We start from the raw sequence: 16814 nt of genomic DNA, 5'->3' as shown, positions 1-16814 counted from the left end.
GGGGTGGCTCGATCTTGACGATCCAGCATGGTCATGCACTGTTTACAAAGTTACGCCGCGCCCCCGGTTGTGTTTCGACGGCATGAGGGGTGCATGAAATCGCCGAGCATTTTGACGCGTTTGTACTGCTGCCGTCCGACTAGTCGCATAGCTGAGTAGAATTGGTCGGTTTTTCGGCGCTTGGGGCGACTGTTTCGGTGTGGCTGAATCGATTCGGTGGGGTGCCGAAAAGCTTCGGCGATATTGACCGACAGGTAACATCGGCGCTAGCTTCCGTGTGGCTTCGCACGTCAGTTCCTAGCACTGCTCAGGGCAAACACTTGACTTCGCACGTCGATGTGTCATTTGTGCGCCCCGAAATCCCCCCACCGCGCAATGCTACCGATTATTCGGAGAATCATGACGTCTGCTGTGCAGGTCGCGGACACAGTCATCGGTATCACCCCATTCGGTGAACCAGACGCCAGGCTTGCCGCTTCGGTAAGCCGCGCCGGTGGGCTCGGGGTGCTCGATCTGGGTACGGGCGACCGAAGGGCCAGGGAGGCGTTGGCGCGAATCCGACGTTGGGCGCCCGGCCCCTTCGGCGTACGGGTCGGCACCCACTGCCGGCTCGGCCCCGGCGATCTTGCTCCCGGTGAGGGGGCCGGTGGCGGCCCGCACACCGTGATTCTCGGCGTGGACTCGCCATGGCAGATCGGCGATGTCGCCGCCGGCTACCGGGTGCTGGCCGAGGTAACCAGCCTGGAGCAGGCCCTCGAAGCCGTCCGCGCCGGGGCGCACGGCCTCATCGCCCGGGGCAGCGAGAGCGGCGGCCGGATAGGGGAGCTCAGCACCTTTGTCCTTCTGCAGCACCTGCTCGCCGAGCCCGGCGTGGACCTCCCGGTCTGGGCCTGCGGTGGCATCGGCCCGCGTACGGCGGCCGCCTCCGTGGCCGGCGGGGCGGCCGGGGTCGTGCTGGACAGCCAGCTGGCGCTGCTGGCCGAATCCGGGCTTCCGGAGGCGACGGCCGCCGCGCTGCGTTCCATGGACGGCTCGGAGACGGTTGTCATGGCCGGTCACCGGGTGCTGCACCGCCGTGGCCCGGACGCCCCGAACATCCCGGCCGAGGCGCCGGTCTCCGGACTGCTCGGCGCACAGGACCTGCGCACCCAGCTGCTGCCGGTGGGCCAGGACGGATTCCTCGCCGCCCGCTTCGCCGAACGCTGGGGCGATGCCGCCCGGGCGGTCCGCGCGGTGAGCACCGCGGTGCGGGACCTCGTCCGGGACGACGCGCCGGCCCGGGCGCTGCGTCCCGGCTCCCCGATGAGCCGGGCGCTCGGCACCCGGCTACCCGTCGCCCAGGGGCCGATGACCAGGGTCAGCGACCAGGCGCGGTTCGCGGCCGCCGTCGCCGGGGACGGCGCCCTGCCGTTCATCGCGCTGGCGCTCGCCAACCGTGAGCAGACCCGCGCGACGCTGGAGGAGACCCGCGCCGTCGTGGCCGGGAAGCCCTGGGGCGTCGGTGTACTCGGCTTCGCGCCGGAGGAGACCAGAACCGCCCAGCTCGAAGCCGTGCGTGAGCTCCGGCCCTCGCACGCGATCATCGCGGGCGGCCGTCCGTCCCAGGCCGAGGCGCTGGAGCAGGCCGGGATCAGGACCTTCCTGCATGTGCCCTCGCCGGGGCTGCTGCGGCAGTTCCTGGACGCCGGAGCCCGCCGGTTCGTCTTCGAGGGCTCCGAGTGCGGCGGCCACGTCGGGCCGCGCAACAGCTTCCCGCTGTGGGAGGCGCAGCTCGCGGTGGTCGAGGACTTCCTGGCCGGCGCGGACGACGGCACCGCGGAGCGGATCGAGATGTTCTTCGCGGGCGGCGTTCACGACGAGCGCTCCTCGGCGATGGTCGCCGCGATGGCCGCTCCGCTGACCGCACGCGGGGCCGCCGTCGGCGTACTGATGGGAACCGCCTACCTGTTCACCGAAGAGGCGGTCGGATGCGGGGCCGTACAGCCCCTCTTCCAGCAGCAGGTCGTGGCCGCGACGCGGACGACGCTGCTGGAGACCGCGCCCGGCCACGCCACCCGTTGCGTCCCCAGCCCCTTCAGCGACGGCTACCGGGTGATCGAGGCGGAGCTGCGGGCCGGGGGAGTGCCCGACCGGCGGATCTGGGAGGAGCTGGAGCGGCTCAACGTCGGGCGGCTGCGGATCGCCAGCAAGGGGGTCGAGCGGGACGGCGGCGGCGAACTGGCGCCCGTCGACGAGGACCGCCAGCTCGCTGAGGGCATGTTCATGGCCGGAGAGGTCGCCGTGCTGCGCTCGGTGACCACCACTATCGGCGCACTGCACCGGTCGGTGGCCTCCGGTGCCGCGGACTTCCTCGTCGGACAGGCGGCGGTGGTCCGCGAGCGCCTGGGGATGGGCCCGGCCGGGGAGCAGGCCGAGCCGGCGCCGCCCGCGCCGCTGGACGTGGCCGTCGTCGGGATGGCCTGTATGTTCCCGCAGGCCCCCGACCTCGCCGCGTTCTGGTCGAACATCCTGAGCGGCACCGACTCCGTCGGCGAGGTCCCGGCAGACCGCTGGGATCCCGCCGTGCACTACTCGGACGAGCCGGGCGGCGCCACACCGTCGAAGTGGGGCGGGTTCCTGCCGCGGATCCCCTTCGATCCCCTGCGCTACGGCATCCCGCCAACCTCGCTGGGCAGCATCGAACCCGTACAACTGCTGGCCCTGGAGGCCGCCCGGCGGGCGCTGGAGGACGCCGGATACGGCGACAAGGGCCGTACGTTCGACCGCTCCCGTACATCGGTGGTCTTCGGAGCCGAAGCGGGCAGCGACCTCTCGAACGCCGCCACGCTGCGAGCGGTGCTGCCGTCCTACTACGGGCAGGTCCCCGAGAGCCTGGACGGGCAGCTGCCCCGGCTCACCGAGGACTCCTTTCCCGGCATGCTGTCCAATGTGATCTCCGGCCGGATCGCCAACCGGCTCGACCTCGGCGGGGCCAACTTCACCGTGGACGCGGCGTGCGCGTCGTCGCTGGCCGCCGTCGACGTCGCGTGCAAGGAGCTCGTCGGCGGCACCAGTGATGTCGTCCTGTGCGGTGGCGCGGACCTCCACAACGGGATCAATGACTACGTGCTCTTCTCCTCGGTGCACGCGCTCTCCCCGACCGGCCGGTCGCGGGCCTTCGACAGCTCGGCGGACGGCATCGCCCTGGGCGAGGGCGTCGCCTGCGTCGTGCTCAAGCGGCTCACCGACGCCGAACGGGACGGCGACCGGATCTACGGCGTGATCAAGGGCGTGGGCAGTTCCAGCGACGGCCGCTCGCTCGGCCTGACGGCCCCGCGTCCCGAGGGGCAGCGCTCCGCGCTGGAGCGCGCCTACCGCAACGCGGGGATCTCGCCCGCCGACGTCGGCCTGGTCGAGGCCCACGGCACCGGGACCGTGGTCGGCGACCGTACCGAACTGTCCATTCTCGGCGAGGTGTTCACCGAGGCCGGTGCCAGAGCGGGCGGTTGCGTACTCGGCTCGGTCAAGTCGCAGATCGGGCACACCAAGTGCGCCGCCGGTCTGGCTGGCCTGATCAAGACCACCCTGGCCCTCTACACCGGCGTCAAGCCGCCCACGCTGCACGTGGAGCGGCCGAACTCGGCGTGGGAGGAGGAGAGCAGCCCGTTCGCCTTCCACTCGCAGGCGCGGCCCTGGGCGGCGCCGCCCGCCGAGCGGATCGCCGGGCTGAGCGCGTTCGGTTTCGGCGGCACCAACTTCCACGTGGTGCTCCGCGCCCACGGGGACGCCACCCCGCCGGCCCACGGCCTGGACACCTGGCCCACCGAGCTTTTCACCTTCCGTGGGACGGACCGGGCCGCGGCCTGCCGCGCCATCGACGACCTGGTCAAGGTCGCCGAGACCGACGGCCGCCCGTGGCGGCTGCGCGACCTCGCGCTCAGCGCGTCCCGCCGTTCCGACGCCCGCCACGACCCGGTCCAGGTGGCGGTCGTCGCCACGGACCTCGACGGACTGATCGGCGCCCTGCGCAGGGCCCTGGCGGGCGAGCACGACCCGGCCGCTGGGATCCACCTCGCCGGCCAGGGACAGGCCGCGGGAACCGGTGGCCTGCCCGGCGGCTCGGGCCGAATTCCCGCCGCCGCGCGACCGGCCGCAACTCGCGGCGTCGTCGAGTCGTCCACGCACGACCAGCTGCGGGGACCTGGCGGGCCAGTTGCCGAGGCCGCGGCCGGCGCTGTGCCAGGTACCCGTCCCGAGGATGGCGCCGGGGCTGCGGCCGCGGAGCGGCCGGCGTTACTGGCACCCGCCGCAGCGGGCGGTGACGGCCCGGCTGCGGGGATCCGCCACACGCCGGCCGGGCCGATCCCGCAGGCCGGGCTCCCCGCGCCGGGGGAGGCTCATGCGGGAGCCGCAGCGACTGCCGGGCCGAGGCCCACGGCGGCTGGCCCGGCGCCCGTGGGAGCCGGCCGGCCGGCGGCCGGGGGTGGCGTGGCGACGGCAGACGCCGGGCAGGCCCTGGCCGGACCGCACCAGCCGGCGGCGGCCGAGGGCAAGGTCGCGTTCCTCTTCCCCGGCCAGGGCAGCCAGCGGCCCGGAATGTTCGCGGACGCTTTCATAGCCTTCCCCGAGCTCCAGCACTACCTGGAACTCGGCCGGGACCACGCCGACGCTCTGTACCCGCCGACCGCCTTCGACGACGCCGGGAGGGACCGCCAGCAGGCCGGGATCACCGACACCCGGGTCGCCCAGCCGGCCCTGGGCATCGTGGGACTGGCCGCCCACGACCTCCTCACCAGGGCCGGAGTGCGGCCGGACATGGCGGCCGGGCACAGCTACGGGGAACTGGTCGCACTGTGCGCGGCCGGCGCGATCACCCCGGAGACGCTGCTGGAGCTGAGCGCCGAGCGGGCGGCGGCGATCCTCGCCGCGGCAGGCGAGGACCCGGGCACCATGGCCGCCGTCGCGGCCGGTGCCGAGGACGTCGGGCGGGCGTTGCGCGACGCGGACCCCTCCGGGACGGTCGTCATCGCCAACCGCAACTCGCCCCGGCAGACGGTGATCTCCGGGCCGACGGAGGCGGTCGGCACCGCCGTCCGGCTGCTGCGCGAGGCGGGCTACGGCGCCAAGCGCATCCCCGTGGCCTGCGCCTTCCACAGCCCACTGGTGGCCGGCGCCGGAGACCGGTTCGCCGAGGCGCTCGCCGGCCGCCCCGTGCGCGCGTTCGAGTTCCCGGTGTGGTCCAACCGCACCGCGGCCCCGTACCACGATGACCCCGACGCGGTCCGCGCGGAGCTCGCCGCCCAGATCGGCGCCCCTGTCGGGTTCGTGGCGCAGATCGAGGCGATGTACGAGGCCGGGGCCAGGGTCTTCGTCGAGGCCGGCCCCGGCTCGGTACTCACCCGGCTGGTCGCCCAGATCCTCGGCGACCGCCCCCACCGCACCGTCGTGTGCGAGCCCCGCCGGGGCAGCGGCCTGCGGGGCTTCCTGGACGCGCTCGCCCAACTGGCCGTGGCCGGCCTGCCGGTACGCACCGGATGGCTGTTCCAGGGACGCGACGCCGTCGACGCGGGCCGGACAGGGGCGCCGAAGCGGCCCGGCTGGACGGTCGACGGGCAGCTGGTCCGTACCGCCGCCGGAGAACTCCTCCCCGGTGCGCTCGCACCGGCCCGACGAGTCGTGGAGATGACTGTGACGACGAACCACACGGACGACGCCTCAGCCGGCAAAGACGCGCTGATCTCTGAATTCCTGCGCACCAGCCGGGAGATGGTCGCCGCCCAGCGCGACGTACTCCTCACCTACTTCGGCGGGGTGCCCGGGGAGCGGATCCTCGCGCCCGCGGCGGTGAACCCCTTCCCGCAGGCCGTACCGGCCGGGCTCCCGGCGGCCCCGCAGCCGGTACTGCAGCTGGTACCCGAGCCCGAGCCCGAGCCCGAACCCGTGACCGCCCCCGCCGCCGGGGCGGTCACGGAGGCGGATGTGCTGCGGATGGTGCTGGAGATCATCAGCGAGCGGACCGGTTATCCGGTGGACATGATCGAGCCCGACCTCGACCTCGAGGCGGACCTGAGCATCGACTCGATCAAGCGGGCCGAAATAGCCGGCGAACTGGCCAAGCGGCTGGGCGCCGGGGGCGGTACGGACGTCGCCGGACTGGACGACGCGGAGCTGGAGGAGCTGGCGAAGGCCCGTACCGCAGCCGCGGTGACCGGCTGGCTGGCCGCGCGGCTGGCAGCCCCCGCCGAGCAGCCCGACGAGCCCGGGCAGCCTCAGCGGCCCGAACCGCCGGCCGCCCTGCCGCGCGCCGCCGCGGCCCAGGAGCCGGTGCCGGTGACCGGCGAGGCGCCGAAGCGGTTCCAGCTCCGGCCGGTACTCCTGGAGCAGCCGGACGGCACAGCGGACCTGTCCTCCGTACTCGCCGGAAACCGGTTCGTCCTGCTCGGCGACGGCGACGGCGGCAGTGCGGCAGGGGAGATCGCGACCAGGTTCGCCGCGTACGGGGCCGACGCGGTGGCCTTCGACCGGGAATACCTGATCACGGAGAACGACGGCCAGGTCGACGGGGTGCTGTATCTCGACCCACTGGCCACCGCCCAGCCGCCGGTGCTGCCCGACGCCTTCCCCGTGCTCCAGGCGGCCCTGCGGCGCACCCCGCGCTGGTTGCTCGCTGTGCGGGCCGCCGACGGCGACTCCCCGGGCCTCCGGTCGGCGGGACTGCACGGTTTCTTCCGCACCGTCGCCCGCGAGTACCCGGAGACCGTCGCCCGGGTCGTCGAGCTGGAACCCGGAGGTGCCGGGGCGCCCTCGGACGTCGCCGAGGCGCTGCTCGCCGAGCTGCTGGCAGCCGGCCGGGACCCGGTCGTGCTGCGCACCGCGGCCGGCCGCCACGGCCTCGAGCTCGTGGAGACGCCGATGGGAACCCTCGGCACCACCGGCGCCGGACCGGCCGGCGACGGAGCGGCGGAGGCCGCTGCCATCGGCCTCGACCGGGAATCCGTGGTGCTGCTGGTCGGCGGGGCCCGGGGCATCACCGCCAAGTTCGCCGCCGCGCTCGCCCAGGCCTCCCGGTGCCGTATCGAACTGCTCGGCAGGACGCCCGCGCCGACGGAAGCCGAGGAGCCGGCGACCTCCGCCGCCCGCAACCGCGCGGCACTGCGGGCGGTGCTCGCCTCCCGTTCGGGCGGCGGGTCGCCGGCCGAGATCAACCGGAGCGCCGATCTGATCCTGGCCCAGCGCGAGATCGCCGCCACCCTGGAGGAGCTGAAAGCACTCGGCAGCGAGGCCCGCTACCGCTCCGTGGACTTCCGGGAGGCGGACGCCGTGCTCCAGGCGGTCAAGGAGATCCACGCCGAACACGGCCGGCTCGACGGCGTCGTCTACGCGGCCGGTGTGATCGAGGACCGGCTGATCGCGGAGAAGACCGCCGAGTCCTTCCAGCGGGTGTACGGCACGAAGGTGAGCGGCGCCGGAACCTTGCTGACCGCGCTGGAGGAGCTGCCGAACGGGCCCTCGTTCGCCGTACTGTTCGGCAGTATCTCCGCCGCCCTCGGCAATCGGGGCCAGGTGGACTACGCGGCGGCCAACGACGCCCTGCAGAGCCTCGGCGCGTCCTGGGCCGCTCGTACCGGCCACCGGGCACTGACGGTCCACTGGGGCCCATGGGCGCCCACCGGCGGTCACACCGGCATGGTGAGCCCGGAACTCGGACGGGAGTACGCCAGGCGCGGGGTCAAACTGATCGACCCCGAGGAGGGGACCGCGGCCCTGCTGCGCGAACTCGCCTGGGGCGAGGAATCGGCCGGAACCGTCGTCTACACCTCCTCGGGCTGGTGACATGACGGACCGTCAACTACCGCCGGTCGCCCTGGTCGGCATGGCGGTGCTGCTGCCCGGCGCCGCCGACCTGGACGCGTACTGGCGGAATCTGCTGGACGGCGCGGACGCGATCACCGACGTGCCCGAGGGGCGGTGGGACGCGGACTACTACCGTCCGGGCTCCGCCACCGGGCCGGCCGTCGCCGACCAGGTGTACTGCCGGCGCGGCGGATTCGTCGACGACCTGGCCAATGTGGAGGTCACCCGGTTCGGGATCATGCCGAACTCGGTGGCCGGCACCGAACCCGACCAGCTCATCGCTCTGAGCGTGGCCGCCGCCGCCATCGCCGACGCGGGCGGCGAGGACCGGCTGCCCGACCGGCACCGGATCGGCGTCGTACTCGGCCGGGGCGGCTATCTCACCCCCGGCCTGGTCCGCCTCGACCAGCGGGTGCGCACCGCCGGCCAACTCGTGCGCACCCTTGGCGAACTGCTGCCCGACCTGGACCGCGGTCAGCTCGACCGGGTCCGCGAGGCGTTCACCGAGCGCCTCGGGCCCGACAGCCCGGAGTCGGCCATCGGCCTGGTGCCCAACCTCGCGGCCTCCCGGGTGGCGAACCGCCTCGACCTGCGCGGCCCGGCGTACACCATTGACGCCGCCTGCGCCTCGTCGCTGGTCGCCGTCGACCAGGCGGTCGGCGAACTCGCCTCGGGCCGCTGCGACCTGATGCTCGCCGGGGGTGTCCATCACTGCCACGACATCACGCTGTGGAGTGTGTTCTCCCAGCTCCGCGCGCTCTCGCCGAGCCAGCGGATCCGTCCCTTCCACCGCGGGGCCGACGGCATCCTGATCGGCGAGGGCACCGGTGTGGTGGCGCTCAAACGGCTGGCCGACGCCGAACGCGACGGCGACCGGATCTACGCCGTCATCCGGGGCACCGGCGTGGCGAGCGACGGCCGCGCCGCCGGTCTTGTCAACCCCGACCCCGGCGGCCAGGCGCACGCCGTACGCCAGGCATGGCGGGCGGCGGGACTCGACCCCTCGCAGCCCGGCTCCATCGGCCTGCTGGAGGCCCACGGCACCGCGACCCCCGCCGGGGACGCGGCCGAACTGGCCACCCTCGCCGATGTGTTCGGACCGGGCGCCGACGGCGACCGCCCGGTGATCGGTTCGGTCAAGTCGATGATCGGCCACACCATGCCCGCCGCCGGAGTGGCGGGCCTGGTCAAGGCCGCCCTCGCCGTCCACCACGGGATGCTCCTGCCGACGCTCCACTGCGACGACCCCCACCCCGCACTCGCGGCCACCCGCTTCCGTCCGCTCGACAAGGCGACACCCTGGGAGACCACCGCGGCCCAGCCGGTCCGCCGAGCCGCCGTCAATGCCTTCGGGTTCGGCGGTATCAACGCCCACGTCGTGCTGGAGCAGGCACCCGGCGCGACGGCCTCGCCCGGCTTCCCGACTGCCCCGGCCACCGTGACCGCCGCTGTCGCCGTCGCCGAGCCGGAGCGGGTGCTCATGCTCGCCGCAGACAGCCCCGCGCACCTCGCCGCCCTGCTGGAAGCCGACGACCCGGCAGTGCTCGCCGCAGGCCTGGACGCGGAGCGTACGCATCCGCAGGCGGGCCGCACCCGGCTCGGGATCGTCGACCCGACCGCCAAACGGCTCGCCCTGGCCCGCCGGGCGGTCGCCAGGGGCCGCGCCTGGCGCGGCCGCGGTGACGTCTGGTTCACCCCGAGCCCGTTGCTCGGGAGCTCCGAAGGGAAGCTGGCCTTTGTCTTCCCCGGGCTCGAAGGCGACTTCGAGCCCCGCGTCGACGACATCGCCGGCCACTTCGGCCTGGCCGCCCCCGCGTCCCCCCGGTCCGGCGAGCAGGCCCGTGTCGGCGATGTGGGCAGGCACGGCTTCGGTGTCGTCGGCGTCGGCCGGCTCCTCGACAGCGCGCTGCGCCGCATGGACATCGTCCCGGACGCGGTGGCCGGCCACAGCGTCGGCGAGTGGACGGCGATGGTGGCCGCCGGGGTGTACTCCGGGGACGCGGTCGGCGACTTCATGGCGTCGTTCGACCCCGACACCGTGACCGTCCCCGGCCTGGCCTTCGGTGCCATCGGCGCCTCCGCCGAGCGGGTGCTGGCCGAGCTCGGCGGGTGGGCGGACGCCGGAATCGTGCTCTCCCACGACAACGCGCCCAGCCAGTCGATGGTGTGCGGGCCGGTCGCCGCCGTCGATGAGTTCGTACGGTCCTTCCGTGCCCAAGGCGTGCTCAGCCAGGTGTTGCCCTTCCAGTCCGGCTTCCACACCCCGATGCTGGCGCCCTACCTCGGGCCCATCACGGACGCCGCGGACGGGTTCCGGCTGCACCCGCCGACCGTCCCCCTGTGGTCGGGGACGACCGCGTCGCCGTACCCCGAGGACGAGGCCGCGGTGCGCGAGCTGTTCGTCAGACACCTGCTGGAGCCGGTCCGCTTCCGGCAGCTCATCGAGGCCATGTACGCGGCCGGACACCGGGCCTTCGTCCAGGTCGGCACCGGGCAGCTCGGCTCGCTCATCGGCGACACCCTCGGCGGCCGGGACCACCTGGTGGTGGCCGCCAACTCGCCCCACCGCACCGGCCTCGCCCAGCTCCGCCGGGTGGCGACCGCGCTGTGGACGGAGGGCGCGGCGGTGGCTCCCGGCCTGGCTCCCGCCCGCTCCGCCGGCCCGGTCCGCGCGGCCCGGCCGGCCGCCACCCGGCCGCCGGTACGGCTCGATCTGGGCGGCGCGCTCGTCTCCCTCGGCGGCCAGACCCTCGCCGACCTGCGCGCCGGACTGTCGGGTGGCCGTACGCCCGCTGCCCTGGCCCTGCAGGATGTCCCCGTAGCGGGACGTGCTGCCGTCCCGGCCGGCGTTACCGTGAGGGCACATGCTGCCGTCCCCGGCGGCCTTCCCGTGTCGGGCGGGGCTGCTGTGGCGGGAGGCGCGGGGGGCCCTCTGGCCGCGGGCGGTCTTCCCCAGCTGGGTGGTGCGCCCCTGCCGGGGGGTGTTCCGGTCGCGGGTGGTGCGTCTGTCCCGGGCGGCGCTCTGGTCCCGGGCGGCGTTCCGGCACCGGGTGGTGCTCTCCTGCCGGGGAGTGCCCCTGTCCTGGCCGCCGCGGCCTTCCCGGCCGGTGCCCCTTCGCCGCTGGACGCGCTGGCCGGACGTTTCCCGGCCGCCGCCGAGTTGAGCGCCCTGCTGCGCGACACCGCGGACACTGCCGCGGCGCTGATCGCCGCGGGCAGCCGCCGCCACAATGCCATGGTTCCGGCCTCGGCCTCGGCTCGGGCGCCTGCCGCCTCCCGGGCCGCGCCGGCCGGCTCGCAGGCATCCCGGTCCTGGCCTGGCGCCGCGCCGCCAGGCGCACCCCGCACCGCGCAGGATTCCCCGGCCCCGCCGGCAGCCCGGACCAGGCCGGCCGACGCACTGCCCGGCGCCCCGGTGCCCGTAGCCGCGCCCGGGCAGCGCCAGGAATGGCGCACCGTCGTGCACGTGTCCCCGGACACGATGCCGTACCTCCTCGACCACTGCTTCTTCCCGCAGCGGCCCGGCTGGCCCGACGTGGCCGACCGCTGGCCGGTGGTCCCGGCCACCACGATCGTCCACCACATCATGGAAGCGGCGCAGCAGGCGGCACCCGGCATGAGGGCCGTCGCGGTGCACAGCGCCCGGTTCGACCAGTGGCTGACCGCCACCCCGCCCGTCGACGTGACCGTCACAGCCGTGGCCGACGGCCCCGGCCGTCTCGCGGTCTCCTTCGGCCCCCGCGCCCGCGCAACGGTCGAGCTCGCCGCCCGGTACCCGGACGCGCTGCCCGCCCCCTGGCGGACGGACCCCGCCTCCGAACGCACCCCCGAGCACACCGCGGCCCAGCTCTACAGCGAGCGCTGGATGTTCCACGGACCGGCGTTCCAGGGGGTCACCGAGCTCACCGCGATCGGCGACTCCCACGTTCGCGCCGTGCTCACCGCACCGCCCGCCCCCGGCGCTCTGCTGGACAACGTGGGCCAGGTCCTCGGGTACTGGATCATGGCGACCCGCACCGAGCGGACCGTGGTGTTCCCCGTGCAGATGCGGCAGATGCGCTTCTACGGGCCGCACCCGCGCCCCGGGACCGAGATGGAGTGCCTGGTGAGGATCGCCTCCCTCACCGACACCGTGCTCGAAGCCGACATACAACTGGTCGTCGAGGGCGAGGTGTGGGCGGAACTCACCGGCTGGCAGGACCGCCGCTTCGACAACGACCCGCAGACCAAGCCCGTCGAGCGCTTCCCCGAACGCAACACGCTCTCGCGCGCCCGGCCCGGCGGCTGGTCCCTCTGCCACGAGCGCTGGCCCGACCTCGCCTCGCGTGACCTCATCATGCGCAACTCCCTCAGCGGCGCCGAGCGGTCCGCGTACGAACAACATGCCCCGCGCGGCCGCAGACAGTGGCTGCTGGGCCGGATCGCCGCCAAGGACGCGGTGCGGCAGTGGCTGTGGGACCACGGCGAGGGGCCCGTCTTCCCGGCGGAGATCCGGGTGCTCAACGACGAGCAGGGCCGCCCGTACGTCACCGGCCTGCACGGCCGCACACTGCCCCCGCTGGACATCTCGGTGGCGCACCGTGCGGAGGCCGGGGTCGCGATCGTACGACCGCATGTCCCCGGCCCGGGGCCCGGAATCGACATCGAAGAGGTCACCGGGCGCGACGCGGAGACCCTTGCCACCGCCCTCGGCGAGGAGGAGCTCAAGCTCCTGCAAGCCCGGTGCGCCGCCACCGGAGAGTCCCAGGCGCTGTGGTTCACACGCTTCTGGGCCGCCAAGGAAGCGGTCGCCAAGGCGGAGGGCACCGGCTTCGGAGGGCGCCCGAGGGACTTCTCCGTGCTCGAAGCGGCCCCGGACCGGCTGCTGGTCTCAGGACGCCTCGAACGCGCCTACCCCGTGCGCTGCGAGCAGACCGGCAATCCCCCCGGACTGCCGGACAGGGACTACGTCGTGGCCTGGACGACGGGACCGACGGACGACGACGAGGAGAGCGATCAGTGAACACCAGTCAGCCGACCGGACCCGTGCGCGCCGACGAGAAGTCGGTACTCGCCGACATCGCCGGCATGCTCGCGACGCTCCTCGACGAGTACGGCCTGGAGGACGTCGAGATCGGCATGGAGACCAGGTTCAACCGCGACCTGGAACTGGAGAGCATCGACCTGGTCACCCTGGCGGGCCACCTGGAGGCCCGGTACGGCCAGCAGGTCAACTTCGCCGAATTCCTGGCGGGCATGGAACTCGACGAGATCATCGAACTTACCGTCGGCCGGCTCGTCGAGCACGTGGTCCAGTGCCTCAAAGCCACCGAGGTGAGCTGACCCATGGCGATGGTCGACACCGGTGACATCCAGCTGCACGTGCAGCGGCTGGCCCCCAGGAACGGCCGCCCCGCCACCGCCACCGTGGTGCTCATTCACGGACTCCTCACCGACAGCCTGGCCAGCTACTACTTCACCGTGGCACCGGCGTTCGCGGCGTCCGGGCTCGATGTCGTCATGTACGACCAGCGGGGCCACGGCCGCAGCGGGCGACCCGGGAGCGGCTACACCCTGGACACCTACGTCGACGACCTGGACGCGCTGCTCGACCGGCTGGAGGTGACCGGCCCGGTCCATCTGGTCGGCAACTCCTACGGAGGCACCGTCGCCTTCGGATACGCCGTCCGGCGGCCGGAGCGGGCGGCGAGCGTCTCGGTCATCGAGTCGGAGCCGGCGACCGAGGCCTGGGCGGCGAAACTGGGCGGCATCCTGCGGCGCGTCGTGACCGAACTGGCCCAGCACGAGGCCGACGCACTGGACTGGATCGCCGCGAACCGCAACCACAACACCGCGCGCCTGGCGAAGGGCGCGGCGCGGCTGGTGCGGGCCACCACCATCGCCAGTGACATCCCGGCCAGCCGGGTTCTGACCGAGCAGGAGATCCGGTCCGTGTCCTGCCCGGTACTCGCCATATACGGCGCCGAGTCGGACCTGGCGGAGCAGGCACCCTGGCTGGAGTCACTGCTGCCCGACTGCCGGACCGTCGTGGTGCCAGGGCACGAGCACTCGGTAATGGTCGAGGCCTCGGGCCTGGTCGGCGGACACATCCTGTCCCTCATCCACGGGCATGAAGGGGCATCAATGGCGGGAGTCGAGGCCCGGTGAGCGGATTCCTGTTCGTCGTGCCGCCCCTGGTCGGCCACATCAACCCGGCGGCGGGCGTCGCGGCCGAACTGGCCGCGCGCGGACACCGGGTGGCCTGGGTGTGCGCGGCCCCCGAACTCGTCGCACGGCTCGCCGGGGACGGGGCGGCGGTGTTCCCGTGTGCCGGGCCGGTACCGGGTTCGGGCGAGGGGGTGCGGCCACCGGAGATCCGGGGCCCGGAGGCGCTGAAGTTCCTCTGGGAACGGTTCCTCCTGCCGCTCGCGGAGGAGATGGCCCCCGGGGTCCGGGCGGCCATTGAGGAGTTCGGCCCCGATGTGGTCGTCGCCGACCAGCAGGCCCTCGCCGGCGGCCTGGTCGCCGAACGGCTGGGCGTGCCGTGGGCCACCTCGGCCACCACCTCGGCGGAGTTCACCGACGTGCTGGTGGGAATGCCCAAGGTCGGGGTCTGGCTCGAGGGGATCCTTCACGACCTGCGGGAGCGCATTGGCGATCCGTCGGGTACCGCCGACGCCCGGTTCTCCCCGCACCTCGTGCTCGCGTTCAGCACCCCGGAACTCGTCGGCCCGGGGGCCATGACGGGCGGGCAGATCCGCTATGTCGGCCCCTCGATCGCGGACCGCCCCGCCGCCCCCGGCTTCCCCTGGGACTGGCTCGATCCCGCCCGCAGCACGGTGCTCGTCACCCTCGGTACCGCCAACACCGACGTCGGAGCCCGCTTCCTCACCCAGTGCCTCGACGCGCTGCGCAGCCGCTCGGACCGGCTGCAGGCGGTGATCGTCGACCCGGCGGGCGCGCTCGGCGCCGCGGGTGCCGGTGCCGACAGCGACGACAAGGACGTCCTGATACTCCCCGGCGTCCCTCAACTCCCCCTGCTCGAACGGGTCGACGCGGTCGTCTGCCACGCCGGGCACAACACCGTGTGCGAGGCCCTGTGGCACGGCGTCCCCCTCGTGGTGGCCCCCATCCGTGACGACCAGCCCGTCGTGGCCGGGCAGGTCGCCGACGCGGGAGCGGGCATCCGGGTCAGGTTCGGCCGGGCCACCGCCGCCGGGCTCGGCGCCGCCATCGACGCCGTGCTCCACGAGCCCGGCTACCGTGTCGCGTCCGACCGGATCCGTACCGCCTTCCGCGCCGCCGGAGGCGCCCCCGCAGCAGCGTCCCACCTCGAAAAACTGGCCATCGGCGCGACCTCCAAGGCGGACCAATGAGTGACGAGCACGAGCCCGAGCCCCAGCCCGAGGCCCAGCCCGGCCCCAGCCGCGCCGAGCAGGTCGCCGCTCTGCGACCGGCCTACCAGGCCGACCTGGCCCGCGGCCTGGACCGCTTCTTCGAACCCGAACGCACCACCTGCCCCTGGTGCGGCTCGTCCCAGCTGAAGACGCGGCTGCGCACCACCGACCTGCTCCAGCACAAGCCCGGCCGTTTCACCCTCGACCGGTGCCAGGACTGCCGGCACACCTTCCAGAACCCGCGCCTGAGCGGCGAGGGGCTGGAGTTCTACTACCGCGACTTCTACGACGGGCTGGGGGAGAAGCAGCTCAGCAACACCTTCGCGGGACGGACCCAGATGTACCGGCAGCGCGCCGAGTCCCTGCTGCCCTTCGCCTCCGCCCCCAAGAACTGGCTGGACGTCGGCACCGGACACGGCCACTTCTGCGAGTCGGCCCGCACTGTCTACCCCGGGACGGCCTTCGACGGACTGGACTTCACCGACGGCGCCGAACTCGCCGAGCGCGCCGGACGGGTGGAGCGGGGCTTCCGCGGCAGCTTCGTCGAACTCGCGCCGGAAGTGGCCGGCAACTACGACGTGGTGAGCATGTTCCACTACCTGGAGCACAGCACGGAACCCGGCCTAGAGCTGGAAGCCGCGCACCAGGCGATCCGCCCCGGCGGCCATCTGCTGATCGAGGTTCCCGACCCCGACAGCCGCTACGCCCGCCTGCTCGGCCGCTGGTGGCTGCCCTGGCTCCAGCCGCAGCACCTCCACTTCGTCCCGGTGGCGAACCTGCGCCGCAGGCTGACCGACCTCGGCTTCACGGTGGTGGCCGAACAGCACGCCGAGCCGCACGACCCCGTCGACCTGCTCGCCGCCACCTGGCTGGCGCTGGACGCGGTCGCCCCGCGCGACGACTTCCCCTGGCAGCCCGAGCGGCCGAACGCGTTCCGCCGCACGCTGCGCGGTGCGATGGTGCTCGCCGGTGTCCCGGCCCTGGTCCTGGGCACCCTCTTGGACCGGTTCGCCGTCAGACCCCTGTCACATCGGCTCGGCGTGTCCAACGCCTACCGCCTACTGGCCCGCCGCGACTAGGGCGCCTGCGGCGCTTTGCCCTCCCCGCCCCTTCCCGGCTGCGGCCGATATACGGCGGGCGCCGCGTGGGGGCTCCGCCCCAGACCCGCCGCCTACGCCCTGGCGGGCGTGGCGGGACCCCAGTCCTCAAACGCCGGACAGGCTGGATAGTGCGACCGTGGTGGGCAGGCGTTCCGCAGGGCGAGCGAAGCGAGATGGGGGCACCTCCTGGGGGCACCTCCCGGCCGAAGGTTGGGGGAGGTAGCTGGGGGAGGGTGGGCACAACGCGGCCACCGGCACGCACATGGCCAGGGGTCCAGGGGCGCAGCCGCTGGTTTCGGGAAGGGGCGGGTCAGGGGACAAGCCCGCCGGAGGCGCCACGCCGGACCCGGTAACGGTGCTCAGGGCGCCCGGTCGCCTTCGGAGACTGCGCAGGCATCCGGCAGCGGTCCGCCGTCGCCAGCGACGAGGAGGCCCGCGCCGCCCTGTGTCGCGCAGTAGAGCCCTGCCCGGTCTGCCGCAGCGCGGCTCCTCCGTCGCGCCCGGG

At 73.8% G+C, this 16814-nt stretch carries 6 protein-coding genes; all 6 read left to right on the top strand.

Going from position 1 to position 16814, the window contains the following annotated elements; genetic code table 11:
- Positions 1–399: 399 nt before the first annotated feature.
- The 6 genes from FCI23_RS17250 (at position 400) to FCI23_RS17225 (ending at position 16288) form a co-directional block, all read left to right on the top strand.
- Positions 400–7812: a type I polyketide synthase gene (locus tag FCI23_RS17250; RefSeq protein WP_136724783.1), complete on the top strand. Its 7413-nt coding sequence runs from the start codon at positions 400–402 to the stop codon at positions 7810–7812.
- A gap of 1 nt (position 7813) precedes the next feature.
- Positions 7814–12835 (top strand): type I polyketide synthase, encoded by a 5022-nt coding sequence (locus FCI23_RS17245; RefSeq protein ID WP_136724782.1) that lies wholly within the window; start codon positions 7814–7816, stop codon positions 12833–12835.
- 65 nt (positions 12836–12900) lie between these two features.
- On the top strand, positions 12901–13155 hold the full coding sequence (locus tag FCI23_RS17240; protein ID WP_136724839.1) for an acyl carrier protein: 255 nt from the start codon (positions 12901–12903) through the stop codon (positions 13153–13155).
- 3 nt (positions 13156–13158) lie between these two features.
- Positions 13159–13980: an alpha/beta fold hydrolase gene (locus tag FCI23_RS17235; RefSeq protein ID WP_136724781.1), complete on the top strand. Its 822-nt coding sequence runs from the start codon at positions 13159–13161 to the stop codon at positions 13978–13980.
- Entirely contained in the window at positions 13977–15188 is a 1212-nt protein-coding gene (locus FCI23_RS17230; RefSeq protein WP_136724780.1) for a glycosyltransferase, read from the top strand. Before FCI23_RS17235 ends, FCI23_RS17230 begins: the two co-directional genes overlap by 4 nt.
- Positions 15185–16288, top strand: coding sequence for a class I SAM-dependent methyltransferase (locus FCI23_RS17225; RefSeq protein ID WP_136724779.1), 1104 nt, complete (start codon positions 15185–15187; stop codon positions 16286–16288). Before FCI23_RS17230 ends, FCI23_RS17225 begins: the two co-directional genes overlap by 4 nt.
- The last annotated feature ends 526 nt before the right edge of the window (positions 16289–16814 follow it).

Origin of the sequence: Actinacidiphila oryziradicis (assembly GCF_005047355.1) — a bacterium.
In the GTDB taxonomy this organism is placed as follows: domain Bacteria; phylum Actinomycetota; class Actinomycetes; order Streptomycetales; family Streptomycetaceae; genus Actinacidiphila; species Actinacidiphila oryziradicis.
The sequence above is the reverse complement of the archived record's forward strand: the minus strand, read 5'-3'. Positions and strand labels throughout refer to the sequence as shown.